Origin of the sequence: Streptomyces sp. NPDC093260 (assembly GCF_040683715.1) — a bacterium.
In the GTDB taxonomy this organism is placed as follows: Bacteria; Actinomycetota; Actinomycetes; order Streptomycetales; family Streptomycetaceae; genus Streptomyces; species Streptomyces sennicomposti.
The window spans coordinates 77,705-91,688 of the sequence record NZ_JBFBEK010000019.1 but is presented as its reverse complement, the minus strand read 5'-3'; the positions used below and the strand labels follow the sequence as shown (position 1 = coordinate 91,688).

The 13,984-nt window shown below is 71.8% G+C and carries 11 protein-coding genes; 6 read left to right on the top strand and 5 right to left on the bottom strand.

All coding sequences use genetic code 11. The features are described 5' to 3' along the window. Nucleotides 1–25: 25 nt before the first annotated feature. The 3 genes from AB0N63_RS23745 to AB0N63_RS23735 form a co-directional block, all read right to left on the bottom strand. A complete protein-coding gene (locus AB0N63_RS23745; RefSeq protein ID WP_365531207.1) occupies nt 26–949 on the bottom strand; it encodes a class I SAM-dependent methyltransferase in 924 nt (307 codons plus the stop codon). Between the two features lie 228 nt (nt 950–1,177). Continuing rightward, entirely contained in the window at nt 1,178–2,521 is a 1,344-nt protein-coding gene (locus tag AB0N63_RS23740) for an APC family permease (protein ID WP_365531205.1), read from the bottom strand. Between the two features lie 576 nt (nt 2,522–3,097). Further along, nucleotides 3,098–3,748 (bottom strand): class I SAM-dependent methyltransferase, encoded by a 651-nt coding sequence (locus AB0N63_RS23735; protein ID WP_365531313.1) that lies wholly within the window; start codon nt 3,746–3,748, stop codon nt 3,098–3,100. 203 nt (nt 3,749–3,951) lie between these two features. On the opposite strand from AB0N63_RS23735, the gene AB0N63_RS23730 reads away from it, so the two are divergent. The 4 genes from AB0N63_RS23730 to AB0N63_RS23715 all read left to right on the top strand — a co-directional run bounded on the left by AB0N63_RS23730 (nt 3,952) and on the right by AB0N63_RS23715 (nt 6,487). Beyond that, nucleotides 3,952–4,146, top strand: coding sequence for an antitoxin (locus AB0N63_RS23730; RefSeq protein ID WP_365531203.1), 195 nt, complete (start codon nt 3,952–3,954; stop codon nt 4,144–4,146). 453 nt (nt 4,147–4,599) lie between these two features. Then, nucleotides 4,600–5,364: a GNAT family N-acetyltransferase gene (locus AB0N63_RS23725; RefSeq protein WP_365531201.1), complete on the top strand. Its 765-nt coding sequence runs from the start codon at nt 4,600–4,602 to the stop codon at nt 5,362–5,364. 121 nt (nt 5,365–5,485) lie between these two features. After that, entirely contained in the window at nt 5,486–5,710 is a 225-nt protein-coding gene (gene infA / locus AB0N63_RS23720; RefSeq protein ID WP_009192035.1) for a translation initiation factor IF-1, read from the top strand. A gap of 240 nt (nt 5,711–5,950) precedes the next feature. Next, nucleotides 5,951–6,487 (top strand): isochorismatase family cysteine hydrolase, encoded by a 537-nt coding sequence (locus AB0N63_RS23715; RefSeq protein ID WP_365531199.1) that lies wholly within the window; start codon nt 5,951–5,953, stop codon nt 6,485–6,487. Between the two features lie 33 nt (nt 6,488–6,520). Here AB0N63_RS23715 and AB0N63_RS23710 read toward each other — a convergent pair whose 3' ends face one another. Beyond that, entirely contained in the window at nt 6,521–7,438 is a 918-nt protein-coding gene (locus AB0N63_RS23710) for a GNAT family N-acetyltransferase (RefSeq protein WP_365531197.1), read from the bottom strand. Between the two features lie 542 nt (nt 7,439–7,980). On the opposite strand from AB0N63_RS23710, the gene AB0N63_RS23705 reads away from it, so the two are divergent. Then, a complete protein-coding gene (locus AB0N63_RS23705) occupies nt 7,981–12,252 on the top strand; it encodes a discoidin domain-containing protein (protein WP_365531195.1) in 4,272 nt (1,423 codons plus the stop codon). 103 nt (nt 12,253–12,355) lie between these two features. On the opposite strand, the gene AB0N63_RS23700 is transcribed toward AB0N63_RS23705, so the two are convergent. Beyond that, on the bottom strand, nt 12,356–12,721 hold the full coding sequence (locus AB0N63_RS23700; RefSeq protein WP_365531193.1) for a nuclear transport factor 2 family protein: 366 nt from the start codon (nt 12,719–12,721) through the stop codon (nt 12,356–12,358). 97 nt (nt 12,722–12,818) lie between these two features. Here AB0N63_RS23700 and AB0N63_RS23695 point away from each other — a divergent pair, with 97 nt between their 5' ends. Further along, nucleotides 12,819–13,706 carry a LysR substrate-binding domain-containing protein gene (locus tag AB0N63_RS23695; RefSeq protein ID WP_365531192.1) on the top strand — a complete coding sequence of 296 codons (888 nt, stop codon included), beginning with the start codon at nt 12,819–12,821 and terminating at the stop codon, nt 13,704–13,706. Nucleotides 13,707–13,984 lie beyond the last annotated feature (278 nt).

The window sequence follows — 13,984 nt, the reverse complement described above, 5'->3', positions numbered from 1 at the left end:
GGAGACGCCGCGCGGCGCCGCTCCGTCAGCGCGCGGGTGCCGGGGGCCTGGCCGCCTTGTCCGCGAACACCCACCGGTTGCCCTCCAGCGCGTCGTTCTGCTCGGGCAGGGGTCCGCGCCCGTGCCGGTGGGTGAACTCGAAGGGTGTGGAGACGGAGGTGGACCACCCCCGGCCCGTCAGGTGACCCGCCGAGTCGGGCCGCGGTCCCCCGTCGAACAGGCCGAGCAGGTCGATGCCGATCTGGTCCCGCGTCGCGGTGTAGAGGGGGCTGTCGCGGTACTCCAGCAGATCCCGTTCCAGCTTGACCTCGTAGGCCAGAGCACTACCGGGCGCGCTCAGCCCGTCCACCGTCTCGATCAGCCGGGTCTCGACGGCGGGCGGCAGGTAGAACAGCAGCCCCTCCGCCAGCCACGCCGTCGGCACGGCCGCGTCGAAGCCCGCCTCGGCCAGCGCTCCCGCCCAGTCCGCGCCCAGATCCACCGGCACCGGGACGCGCCGCGCCTTCGGCCGGGCGGACAGGCCGCCGAGCACCTCGTGCTTGAACGCCAGCACGCCCGCCCTGTCGATCTCGAAGACCACGCAGTCCTCGGGCCAGTCCAGTCGGTACGCCCGGGCGTCCAGCCCCGCGCCGAACAGCACCACCTGCCGCGCGTCCGCCCGCACCGAGCGGAGGAGGAAGTCGTCGAGGACCCTGGTGCGCAGACCGAAGTACCGGGCGAAGCGGCCCCACAGGGGGTTCGCCTCCCCGCCGGGCACCTGGTGCGGCCGGACGGGCCAGCCCGCGGAGGCGGAGGCGGCGCGGACGAAGTGCTCCGCGTAGACGTCCCGGGCCAGGCTGTCGTCGCGATGCGTCTCGATGGCCCGGGCCGCGGCGACCAGCAGCGCCGTCACACCGACCCCGCCGTCCACGCCCTCCACACCGGGGCCCTGCCGCACCGTACCGACCATGTGTCCTCCTCAGGACATGAGAGAAACCCCCGGCCGGTTCCGCACCGGCCCCGCCCCACCCGGCCCGGAAGAGGACCCTCCTCACTGTCCAGCCGAACCCCGCCCACCGCCCGGGAAGACAGCGGAGTTCACGCGAGCGGGTGAGGACCGGATCAGGTGTCTGAGGGCACGCGTCGCCTCCTTCGGAAGCGCCGGCGCCGCGGGCGCGACGGTCACCGGCCGCCGCGGTCACCGTCCGGGACGGGCACGGCGGCGGTTCACGACGGCGACGGCTCCCAGGGCGGCTCCGACCGCGAGGACGGTCAGCCCGCGCGCCCACACCTCGGCCTCGACCCGCGTGGCCAGCACCACGCAGGACACCGCGCCGAGCACGGGCACGGCGGTGAACGCCCGGAAGTGCGGGCGCTCCGCGCGGTCGCGCCGCTGGACCAGGACGGCGACGTTGACCAGGAGGAACACCACGAGGAGGAGCAGCACGAGGGTGGAGGCGAGGGTCGCCACGTCCCCGGTGAGCGCCAGCAGGAAGGCGAGGACGGTGGTCGCCGCGATCGACGCCCACGGAGTACGGCGACCGGGCAGCACCCGGGTGAGGAACCGGGGCAGGAGACCGTCCCGCGCCATGCCGTAGGCCAGCCGGGAACTCATGATCCCGGTGAGCAGCGCGCCGTTGGCGACGGCGACGAGGGCGACGGCGCTGAAGAGCTTGGGCGGCACCCCGCCCGCCTCCCGCACCACTTCGAGGAGCGGGCCGCTGGAGCGGGCCAGGGTCGCAGTGGGGACGGCCGCCGAGGCGACGATCCCGACGAGGACGTAGACGGCGCCCGCCGTCAGCAGCGCGCCGAACAGGGCGCGGGGATAGGAGCGGCGCGGGTCGCGGGTCTCCTCGGCGACGTTGACGGAGGTCTCGAATCCGACGAAGGAGTAGTACGCGAGCACCGTCCCGCCGAGGACCCCGGCGGCGGCCCCGGTGTCGGCGGTGCCGAGGTGGACCAGCCTGCCGGGATCGCCGTCGCCCCGCAGGAACAGCCAGACCCCGAGGCCGACGACGAGGAGGAGACCGCCCACCTCGACGACGGTCGCCGCCACGTTGGCCCGGGTTGACTCGCTGATGCCCCGGGCGTTCAGCAGGGCCAGCGCGCACAGGAAGACGGCCGCCACCGCCACGACGGGCAGGCTCACGAAGGCGGCCAGGTAGTCGCCGGCGAAGCCCCGCGCCAGCGCGGCGACGGACACGATGCCCGCGGCGAGCATGCAGAACCCGGCGAGGAACCCGGCGAACGGTCCGAAGGCGAGGGTCGCGTAGTGGGAGGCGCCGCCCGCCCGCGGGTACTTCGTGGCCAGCTCGGCGTACGAGGCGGCGGTCAGCAGCGACAGCAGCAGGGCGAGGAGCAGGGGCACCCACACGGCGCCGCCCGACTTCGCGGCGACCTGGCCGACGAGGACGTAGACACCGGCGCCGAGCACGTCGCCGAGGATGAAGAAGTAGAGCAGGGGGGTGGTCAGGGCCTTCTTGAGCGGGGCGGTCCCGCTCTGGGAAGTGCCGACGGACGTCGGCGCGGAGGGGGTGGTCATCACTGCCGCCTACCCGGGCGGCGCGGTCGTGGAACGGAAGAGGCGGGCGGTGTGATCAGGCCGGCCCACCCGCGCCCACACGTGTGGCCGTAGCGGGCGGGACCGGGCAGTGACGTGCGGCGGCGTGGTGCGGAGTCGGGCGGTGACGTGAGGTGACGTCGTGGTGGAGCCGGGCGGCGGTCGCGGGCGGTCACGTGGCAGGCGGTGGGCGGTCGCCGGGCGGCTCGGGGGAGCGGACCCGCTCCCGGTGCCCCCGGCCGTCCCCGCTTCCGGCGCACGCCGTTGCCTCGCCCGTCCTCGGGCATGCCTGAACCATGACCGCCGAGAACCACGGCACCGACGAGGACCCCGTCACCGCCTCGGCCGCGGGCAGGGTGCCGGCCGGCGAGGTCCTGTCGGGGCGCCCGCCCACACGGGACGCCCGGACGCGCCGTACCGTCCAGGCCCGCCCGACGGCGGTCCGCGGATGGTCGAGAACGGCCCCGAGGCGACGCCGACGGGTCCGGCCGCAGCCCGGCCGGACCTCCGGCGCCGCGCAGGCGACCGACCGGGTCTGCCGCGGTGTCCCGGCCGGGCTCAGCGCAGGCGGCGGGCGCGGAACACCAGGTCGTCGGCGTGGTGGGCGCCGGCGCCGCCGTCCGGGATCACCCGCGGCCGCACCTCGTCCACCTCCACCACCCAGTCGTCGGTGAGCGACGCGGCGACCATGGAGGGCCACACGTAGTCGGCCGGGTCGAAACCGCTGTCGTGCGCGTGCCGGGCGTCCATCCCGGCATGGTGGACGAGCAGCAGCACACCGCCGGGCGCGACCGCTTCGAGCAGGGCCCGTTCGGCCGCGGCGTCGGGCGTGCGCAGCAGGGCCGGGTACTGCGCCGAGACCAGGTCGAAGGAGCCCGCGGGCAGAGCGGCCTCCACCAGCCCGGCGTGCATCCAGCGCACGGAGACACCGGCGTCCCGGGCATGCCCGGCCGCACGGTCCAGCGCCACGCCCGAGACGTCGAGCGCGGTCACCTCCCAGCCGCGACGCGCCAGCCAGACGGCGTCCGCGCCCTCGCCGCAGCCGACGTCGAGCACCCGCCCGGGAGTGAGGTGGGCGACCTCGGCGACGAGGGCGCCGTTGGGCTGCCCGCTCCACAACCGCTCCTGGTCGCCGTAGCGTTCGTCCCACTCGGCCTGTACCGCGGGGTCCCCGGGATACCCGGAGGACGGCGGAGGTGTGTCGGACAGATGTGCTTGTGCTGTCTTCTCGTCGGTCACGGGCCCACGGTCGTCCGGCGGCCCCCGGTCGCGCCAGTTCTGTTGCCGGTTCGGCAAAGCGGCTGCCGTCCGAAAACCCCGGCCTCCGCCGCGCACCCCGGGGGCATGGGCCGGGACCGGTCGGGTACCCGCCCGGGGAACGACCGCACGAGCACAACCCCGGGAGGGATCTCATGGGCAAGCTGGGCGACATGGCGGCCAAGGCCAAGGAGATGGCCAAGGGCCACCCGGACCAGGCCGACAGGGGTGTCGAGCGCGCCGAGAAGCTGGTGGACGAACGCACCGGCGACAAGTACGACGCGCAGACCGACAAGGCCGCCGACGCGGTGCGCCGTTCCTACGGCGGGGGTCAGCAGCAGGACCGGTGACGGTCCCTCTGACCTTTTCCCCGTACGGCCTCCCGGCTCATGCCCGGGGGGCCGTTCGCCGTAGCGGGTGCCCGGCGCGTCGCTCCGCCTCGACCAGCGCCTCATCGGAGGTGGGTCATGCCGAGTCGCGTGGACGGGTCGTTTCCGGGATCCAGGTCACCCGTCCACGACGGGTGCTCCACGGCCCGGCGTGCTTCCCGTGTTCCGCCCGCGTGGCGGCTGCCGGTCAGTCTGCGCCCGACCGGAGTCCTGACTACCTCGCCGGGAAAAGGGATGGGCGCGGCGGTGACCCAGCTGGTACCTTGCAGTGGACCGTGACATCGCCGAAGGAGGTGAGACACCCATGAACGCTGTATCGAGGTGGGTGCTCCCCCTTTCCGTCACGGTGTGCGGCTGATCCAGCCGTCGTCGGGAGCGCCTCATCACCCGGGCACTCCTGAAAGGCGAACACCCTTGGACACTGTGACGATCACACGGATCGCGAAGACACGGTGGGAAGCCGTGGCCGACGACCGGATCGCCGGTCACGGCGATGTCGCGCACCGGCCCGACGGACGGCTCTTCATCAGCATCGACGTATGGCAGGACACGCTCTTCGACCGGCTCGCCGCCGCCATGCTGGCCGAACTCCCCGAACCGCTGCACACCTTGGTCGTCGACGGCGACCAGGACCTGACGGCGAGGTGGGAGCGGCTCGGCTTCACACCCGTCCGCCGCGAGCGGGAGTACGTCCTGCCCACCGACCCGCGCGACACCGGGCTCGATGCGCTGCGGCTCCCGTCCGAGGTGACGGTCCTGCCCGCCGGTGCGGCGGACGAGAGCCCACTGCGCGCCCTGGACCGTGCGATCCGCGCGGAGGTCGAGGCCGGCGCCGGCTGGCGCACCATGCCGGCCGAGGTGCTTCCCGCCCCGGCCGGAGTCCTGCCGGTGGACCCGTCCAAGCACGCGGTGGCGGTCCGCCACGGCGAGTACGCCGGTCTGGTCCGGGTCGTACCGGTGCGCACCCGGGCCCGGATCGGGCTGCTCGCGGTCCGGGCCGGTCAGCGCCGGCACGGCATCGGACGCGCCTTGCTGGCCCACGCGTTGGGTGCGCTGCACCGGGACGGCATCGACTCCGCCTGGGCCGAGATCGACGAGTCCAACACCGCGGCGATCGCCCTGGCCGAAGGTGCCGGCGGCCGCCGGACGGGCGGGTACCTGGAACTGGTGCGCCGCTGAAGCCGGTTCACGCACCGCCGCCGACAGCACACGACCGACCGGTCCCACCCCACACCGATCCGTCCCCACCCCACCGCAATCCATCCCCACCCCGACTCATCGAATCGAGAAGTGAGACACCTTGGCGAAGACAGCGAAGGGCCTTGAGCTGGAGGGCACCGTCCTCGAATGCCTGCGCAACGCCACCTTCAAGGTGGAGCTGCCCAACGGGCACCACGTGCTCGCCCACATCAGCGGCAAGATCCGTAAGAACTACATCAGGATCCTCCCGTTCGACCGCGTCCTCGTGGAACTCAGCCCGTACGACCTGACCCGCGGCCGGATCGTCTACCGCTACCGGAACTGAACGACGGTCGGCGCGCGCCCAGGAGACCGGGCGCGCGCCGACCACCGGCGCGGACCCGGGCCCACACAGGGACGCCGATACGGTGGCAGTGATGACGGGACAGTGGGAAACACTCGGCGCGGCCGGCGGCGGCGAGGCGTACGTGCACCACGGCCCGAGGCTCGCCCCTCCCCGGAAAAGACGCCGCGTGACCAGAGGGTCGTGCGGCACCGCCCGGCCGACAGATGTCACCGTGGCAGTATGCACAAGACCGCGCTGATCGTCATCGACATGATCAACACGTACGACCACAAGGACGCCGAGCTGCTGCTCCCCTCAGCGAAGAAGGTCGTACCGGTGCTGACCGCCCTGCTGCACCACGCACGGGAGCGCGAGGTACCGGTCATCTACGTCAACGACAACTTCGGCGAGTGGCGCTCACACCACGGCGAACTGCTCGACCACGCCCTGGCGGGGCCCCACGCGGACCTCGTCGCCCCGCTGAAACCCGACGAGAACTCCCTCTTCGTGCTCAAGGCCCGACATTCGATCTTCTACGAGACGCCGCTGACGTATCTGCTCCACCAGCAGGGGATCCGGCGGCTCGTCCTGTGCGGCCAGGTCACCGAGCAGTGCGTGCTCTACTCCGCCCTCGACGCCCATATCCGGCACTTCGAGGTGGTCGTCCCCAAGGACACCGTGGCGCACATCCACGAGGACCTCGCCGAGGCGGCCCTGGCCATGATGGAACGCAACATGGGCGCACACGTATGCGAGAGCCAGGACCTCTGGAGATGAGCGGGCGGGGAAGCGCTCTCCGCGTCCGGCGGCCTATGCGCCCGGCAGCCGCTTGCGGTGGACCGTGGAACTGTGCCGGACGCTCATGCCCACGCGCAGGTACAGGTCGAGCGCGCCGGTGTCGGAGTGCGTGGCGAGGGTGCACATCCGCCGGCCGTGCCGGTGGCAGGCGTGGAAGGCATGCCGCAGCAGCAGCCGGGCGATGCCGCGGTTGCGGTGGTCGGCGCGCACCGCGACCTGCTCCACGTAGCCCTCGTCGGCCTCCGGCAGATCCAACGAGAGCGCGACCCCGACGAGTCGACCGTCGTCGAACGCCATCGCGGACATCGCCGGGGCGAACGCGGGGCGGTCGACGGTGTGCTTCGCCCACTCCTCGTAGGGCTCGCGCCGCTGCTGCCAGGCGTCGAACGCGTCCTGGACGAGCCGGTGCGCCTCGGGCCCGTCGCCGGAGAGGAAGGGCCGGACCGTGATGCCCGTGGGCGGTTCGGGCACCGCCGGTTCGTCGGTCATGGCGAGCTCCAGCAGCCATTCGGTCACCATCGGCTCGTATCCGCGCGAGCGCAGCAGCGAGACGGCTCCCGTGTCGTCGTCCGGCACGGTCTGGACGATCTGCTCGCTCCCCGCCCGGTGGGCCCGGACTTCCGCCCACTCCAGGAGTGCGGCGCCGAGACCGCGGCCCCGGTGCCGGGGGTGGACGTCGATCTCGGAGCGCCGGTTGACCCAGGCCCGCGCGGCGAGCCGCCCCTCCCTGTCGTGGATCAGCAGGGTGTCCAGCGCCGGGACCAGCCCTGGCCGGGCTAGGACGGCGGCGACGCCTCCGGGGTCGGTCCGCACCCTGCCGTACAGCGCCCGCTCGCAGGCCGAGACCAGCTCATGGACGGCGCCGGTGTCGTCGGCCGTCGCCGGACGGGCGCGGTAGCCGGGCGGCAGCGTCGGGACGAACTCGGACATCGGCGACCCTCCCAGGACATGGAACCCGCTGCGGCCGAACGACGGCGGGGAAACAGCATCGCGATGGTCTCACGACCGCCCCGCCGCCGACCAGGCGGTTTGCTGGACCGAGCCCGCGCGCTGGCCCGCTGCCCTCCGCCCCCGCCCTTCCGTCCTCCGTCTCTCTCCCTCCGCGGTACTTACGCAAAACGGCGTCGTCGAACACGCACTTTCACGCAAGAACTTGCGTACTTTGCGAGCGCTTGCGCTGCCTGCGTCAAGGTCGCCCTTCGTCGGCGTCCGCATCCCCTCGATGGGTAGTTTTCGCAGGTCAGCGGTCTGCTGCGCGATGAGGAACCCCTGTGTCCTGTCGCGTCCCGGGTGTCCCTGGTGAAAAGTGTGTCGTCGCGACCGTAGACGCCTGCCCGTGCGTCTGCAATATTCCGATGAAACAGCGCAAAAACTGGATGCCCCATCGCGATGCACGCCACCGCTCTGCCCAGGAAAGAGCCGTCCTCGCCGCCTCACCGGCGCGCGCGAACCTCCGCAGGGAGTGACCCCGCATGACTCGACACAAGACGAGATCCTGGAGACGCCGCGCAGCGACCGCTGCGCTCGCCTCCACCGTCATGGTGCTCGGCCTGCCCGCCGTCGGCGCGCAGGCCGCCGGCGGTCCCGACGCCGCCGCCGGCGCCCGGACCAGATCCGGCAGCGCCCTCGGCGCCCACACAGCCGCCAACGTCACCGACGGCGACGCCGCCACCTACTGGCAGGCCAAGAACGCCTCCGCCCAGTGGGTAGAGACCGACCTCGGCCGGACCGAACGCGTCCGCCAGGTCGTGCTGCGCCTGCCCGCCGACTGGCAGACCCGCAAGCAGACCCTCGCCCTCCAGGGCAGCGCCGACGGCAAGAGCTTCGCCACGCTCAAGTCCTCGGCGCAGTACGTCTTCAGTCCCGGCAACGGCAACACGGTCCGGATCTCCTTCCCCGCGACCCTCGCCCGCTACATACGCGCCGACTTCAGCGCCAACTCGGCCGCCCACACCGCCCAGCTCGGCGAGCTCGAGGTCCTCACCAGCTCCGCCTCCACCCCGAACCTCGCCCAGGGCAAGACCTTCACGGAGAGCGGCCACGCCGACGTCTACCCGGCGGCCAACGCCGGTGACGGCAACCGCAACACCTACTGGGAGAGCACGAACAACGCCTTCCCGCAGTGGCTCCAGGTCGACCTCGGATCGTCGCTCAAGGTGAACCAGGTGACCCTGCGGCTGCCCGGCGGCTGGCCCAGCCGCAGCCAGACCCTCAAGATCCAGGGTTCGACGGACAACAGGAACTTCACCGATCTGACCGCCTCGAAGGCGTACACCTTCGACAGCTCCAACGACCAGTCGGCGACCATCAGCTTCGACACCGCCACCACCCGGTACGTGCGCGTGCTGATCACCGCCAACACCGGGTGGCCCGCAGGCCAGTTGTCCGAGCTGGAGGTCTACGGACCGGCCACCGGCGACACCCAGGCGCCCACCGCGCCGACGAACCTGAGCTACACCGAGCCGGCCACCGGCCAGATCAGACTCACCTGGAGCGCGGCCACCGACGACACCGGCGTCACCGGCTACGACGTGTACGCCAACGGGCAGTTGCGGGCGAGCGTCGCCGGGAACGTCCTGACGTACACCGACACCCAGCCTGCCGGCAGCGACATCACCTACTACGTCCGGGCCAAGGATGCGGCGGGCAACGTCTCCGCCGACAGCAACAGCGTCACCCGCAAGGGCGCGAGCGGCGACACCCAGGCCCCCACGGCCCCGGGCAACCTCGCCTACACGCAGTCCGGCAACGACGTGAAGCTCACCTGGCAGGCGTCCACCGACAACGTCAAGGTCACGGGCTACGACGTCTACGCCGACGACCGGCTCGTCAAGTCCGTCGCGGGCGATGTCCTCACGTACACCGACACCCCGTCGGCGACGGCCACCGTCACCTACTACGTGAAGGCGAAGGACGCGGCCGGCAACGTGTCCGCGGCCAGCAACAGCGTCACCCGGCCCGGCTCCGGCACCGGCTCCGACCTCGCGCAGGGCAAGCCCATCGAGGCGTCCTCCACCACCTTCACCTACGTCGCCGCCAACGCCAACGACGGCCAGACCAGCACCTACTGGGAGAGCGCGGGCGGCGCCTATCCGGCCACCCTCACCACCAAGCTGGGCGCCAACGCCGACCTGAGTCAGGTCGTCGTGAAGCTCAACCCGGACGCCGCCTGGTCCACCCGCACCCAGAACATCCAGGTCCTCGGTCGCGACCAGGACGCGACCGCCTTCACCAGCCTCGCGGCGGCGAAGGACTACACCTTCAACCCGGCGACCGGCAACACGGTGACGATCCCGGTCTCCGGCGCGGCCGCCGACGTCCAGCTGAGGTTCACCGCCAACTCCGGCGCCCCGGGCGCGCAGGTCGCCGAGTTCCAGGTGATCGGCACCCCGGCCGCCAACCCGGACCTCAAGGTCACCGGCATCACCAACTCGCCTGCCGCGCCCGTCGAGACGGACCCCGTCAGCCTCTCCGCGACCGTCACCAACAGCGGCACCAGGGCTGCGAAGGCCACCGACCTGAACTTCACGCTCGGCGGCACCAGGACCGCCACGGCCGACGTCCCCGCGCTCGCCGCGGGCGAGTCGAAGACGGTCACCGCGAGCATCGGCACCCGGGACGCGGGCAGTTACACCGTCGGCGCCGAGGTGGACCCGTCGAACAAGGTCATCGAGCAGAACGAGGCGAACAACACCTTTACCCGCTCCGACGCCCTCGTCGTCAAGCCGGTCTCCAGCTCCGACCTCGTCGCCGCACCGGTCGCCTGGTCGCCGTCCAGCCCGTCGGCCGGCGACGACGTCAAGTTCACCGTGGCGATCAAGAACCAGGGCACGACCGCCTCGGCCGCCGGCGCCCACGGCGTGACGCTGACGGTCCAGGACTCCAAGGGCACCACCGTCAAGAACCTGACCGGCTCCTACAGCGGCGCCCTCGCCCCCGGCCAGACCTCCGCACCCGTCGGCCTCGGCTCGTGGACGGCCGTCAACGGCAAGTACACCGTCAAGACCGTCATCGCCGACGACGCCAACGAACTCCCCGTCAAGCGCGCCAACAACACCACCACGCAACCCCTGTTCGTCGGCCGCGGCGCCGACATGCCGTACGACATGTACGAGGCCGAGGACGGCACGCTCGGCGGCGGCGCGAAGGTCGTCGGCCCGAACCGGACCGTCGGCGACCTCGCGGGCGAGGCCAGCGGACGCAAGGCCGTCACCCTGAGCGCGACCGGCCAGTACGTCGAGTGGACCACCCGCGCGGCCACCAACACCCTGGTGACCCGCTTCTCGATCCCCGACGGCACCGACACCACCCTCAACGTCTACGTCGACGGCCAGTTCCTGAAGGCGATCGACCTCACCTCCAAGTACGCCTGGCTGTATGGCAACGAGACCGCGCCCGGCAACTCGCCCGGCTCCGGCGCCCCGCGCCACATCTACGACGAGGCGAACCTGCTCCTCGGCAGGACCGTACCGGCGGGCTCGAAGATCCGCCTCCAGAAGGACGCGGCCAACACCTCCACCTACGCCATCGACTTCGTCAACACCGAGCAGGCGACGGCGGTCGCGAACCCCGACCCGGCCGCCTACACCGTCCCGGCCGGCTTCTCCCACCAGGACGTGCAGAACGCCCTCGACAAGGTCCGGATGGACACCACCGGCAAGCTCGTCGGCGTCTACCTGCCCGCCGGGGACTACGAGACCTCCAGCAAGTTCCAGGTCTACGGCAAGGCGGTCAAGGTCGTCGGCGCCGGACCGTGGTTCACCCGCTTCCACGCGCCCTCCTCGCAGGAGAACACCGACGTCGGCTTCCGGGCCGACGCCACCGCCAACGGATCCTCGTTCACCGGATTCGCCTACTTCGGCAACTACACGTCCCGTATCGACGGGCCGGGCAAGGTGTTCGACTTCGCCAACGTCTCGGACATCACCATCGACGACATCTGGGTCGAGCACATGGTGTGCCTCTACTGGGGCGCCAACACCGACAACATGACCATCAAGAACTCCCGCATCCGTGACACGTTCGCCGACGGCATCAACATGACGAACGGCTCCACGGACAACCACGTCGTCAACAACGACGCCCGCGCCACGGGCGACGACAGCTTCGCCCTCTTCTCCGCGATCGACGCGGGCGGGGCCGACGAGAAGAACAACCTCTACGAGAACCTGACCTCCACCCTCACCTGGCGGGCCGCCGGCATCGCGGTCTACGGCGGGTACAACAACACCTTCCGCAACATCCGCGTCGCCGACACCCTGGTCTACTCCGGCATCACCATCTCCTCGCTGGACTTCGGATACGCGATGAACGGCTTCGGCACCGAGCCGACGACCATCGAGAACGTCTCCCTGGAGCGGACGGGCGGCCACTTCTGGGGCTCCCAGGTCTTCCCGGCCATCTGGGCGTTCTCCGCCAGCAAGGTCTTCCAGGGCATCCGGGTCAACGACGTCGACATCACCGACTCCACCTACGGAGGCGTGATGTTCCAGACCAACTACGTCGGCGGCCAGCCCCAGTTCCCGGTGAAGGACACCATCTTCACCGACATCTCCATCACCGACTCCAAGAAGAGCGGCGACGCCTTCGACGCCAAGTCCGGGTTCGGCATCTGGGCCAACGAACTCCCCGAGCCCGGTCAGGGACCCGCCGTCGGCGAGGCCACCTTCCGCAACCTGCGGATGAGCGGCAACGCCCAGGACATCCGCAACACGACCAGCACGTTCAAGATCAACATCGAGTAACACACGATCAGTGAGGAACGACGCGGGGCCTCTCCCTTCCGGCCTACAGGAAGGGAGAGGCCCCGCGTCCCGCTCCCGGCGGAGCCGGGCGACCGCCACGCCGTCAGCGGGCGGGCGGGGCGAACTCGGGCTGGTCGAGCACGCGCAGCCAGCTCCCGTCGCTCTGCCGCCTGACGACCTGCGCCCGCGCGCCGGCCCCGTCCCCCGGCGGGGTCGAGGTGAGGGCGATGTCGCCGCTGACCAGCGTCGGCAGCGGCTGTTCCGGCTCGAAGTGCGGCCGGTTGGCCAGCACCTTCTCCCACAACGCACGGATCGCCTCGCGGCCCACCGTCAGCTCCCCGGGCGGGTAGGCCAGCACGGCGTCCTCCTCGTAGAGCGCGGCGACCCCGGCCGCGTCACCGGCGTTGGACCGCGCGACGAACAGGCGGGTGATGTCCTCGGGCCGCATGGCCTTCTCGTGCTCCGGCATGGTTTTCCTCCTGCGTCGGGCTCCGTCGTATCCAGCGTCGCCGCCCACCCTTAAGAAGTCCAACAGATGATTCTTCTGCACACTAGAATCACAGCTCATGGAACTGAGGCAGCTGGAGTACTTCGTCGCGGTCGCCGAGGAGCGGAACTTCACGCGGGCGGCCGAGCGGGTGCACATCAGCCAGTCCGGCGTCAGCGCCCAGATCCGCCGGCTCGAACGGGAACTCGGCGCCGACCTCTTCGACCGGTCCGCCCGCACGGTCGCCCTCACCGTCGCGGGAAAGGCCGCGCTGGAACACGCCCGCGCCGCACTCGCCGCCGCCGGGGCGATCGGGCAGGCGGTGGGCGAGGTGACCGACCTGATCCGGGGCCGCCTCACCGTCGGGATGGTCATCGGCTGCACCGTCACCCCGCTGTTCGACGCCCTCGCCGCCTTCCACCAGGCGCACCCCGGGGTCGAGATCACCCTGCTGGAGGACAGCTCCGACCGCCTCGTCGACCAAGTGCGCACCGGCGCCGTCGACCTGGCGCTCATCGGCGCCTCGGCCGCCACGCCCGACGACCTGGACGCGCTGACGATCATCAGCGAACGGCTCGTCGCCGCCGTCCCGGCCGGCCACCCCCTGGCGGGGCGGCGTCGGGTCACCCTGCGCGATCTCGTCGCCCACCCCATCGTGTGCATGCCGCCCGGCACGGGCCTGCGTGCGGTGTTCGACCAGGCCTGCGCCGCACAGAACCTCCAGCCCGTGATCGCGCTCCAGGCCAGTGCCGCGGACGCCGTCGCCGACCTCGCCGCCCGCGGCCTCGGCGTCGCCGTCCTCAGCGAGTCGATGGCCGTGGGCTACGGCGACCGGCTCACCGCCCACATCCTCGCGGACGTCGAGACCCCGGCGCTGCTCGCGCTGATCTGGCGCAGCGCGTACCTGCCCGCGGTGCGCGAACTGCTCGTCCACTGCCGACGGGCGTTCGCCCCGCCGGACCGCTGAGTCCCATCGGCGGTCACGCCGCCGTCCGCGTCGTGGACACGCTCGATGACGCCGCTCGGACGGGCGGGAAGCCGGGGCGGGTCGCGGACGACGAGGCCGGCACGGCCCTCCGGGAACAGACAGGGACCCACCGCCTCGACCCGGCCGGCCAGGGGGAGCCCGTGGACGTTCACCCCGGCACGGGCCAGGGCGCGAGGGCTGATGACGGTGGCCACGACGCGGCCTGCCACGGACCGACGGCTTCGAGACACGCGTGACACACGCCGGGCGCCCGGCGC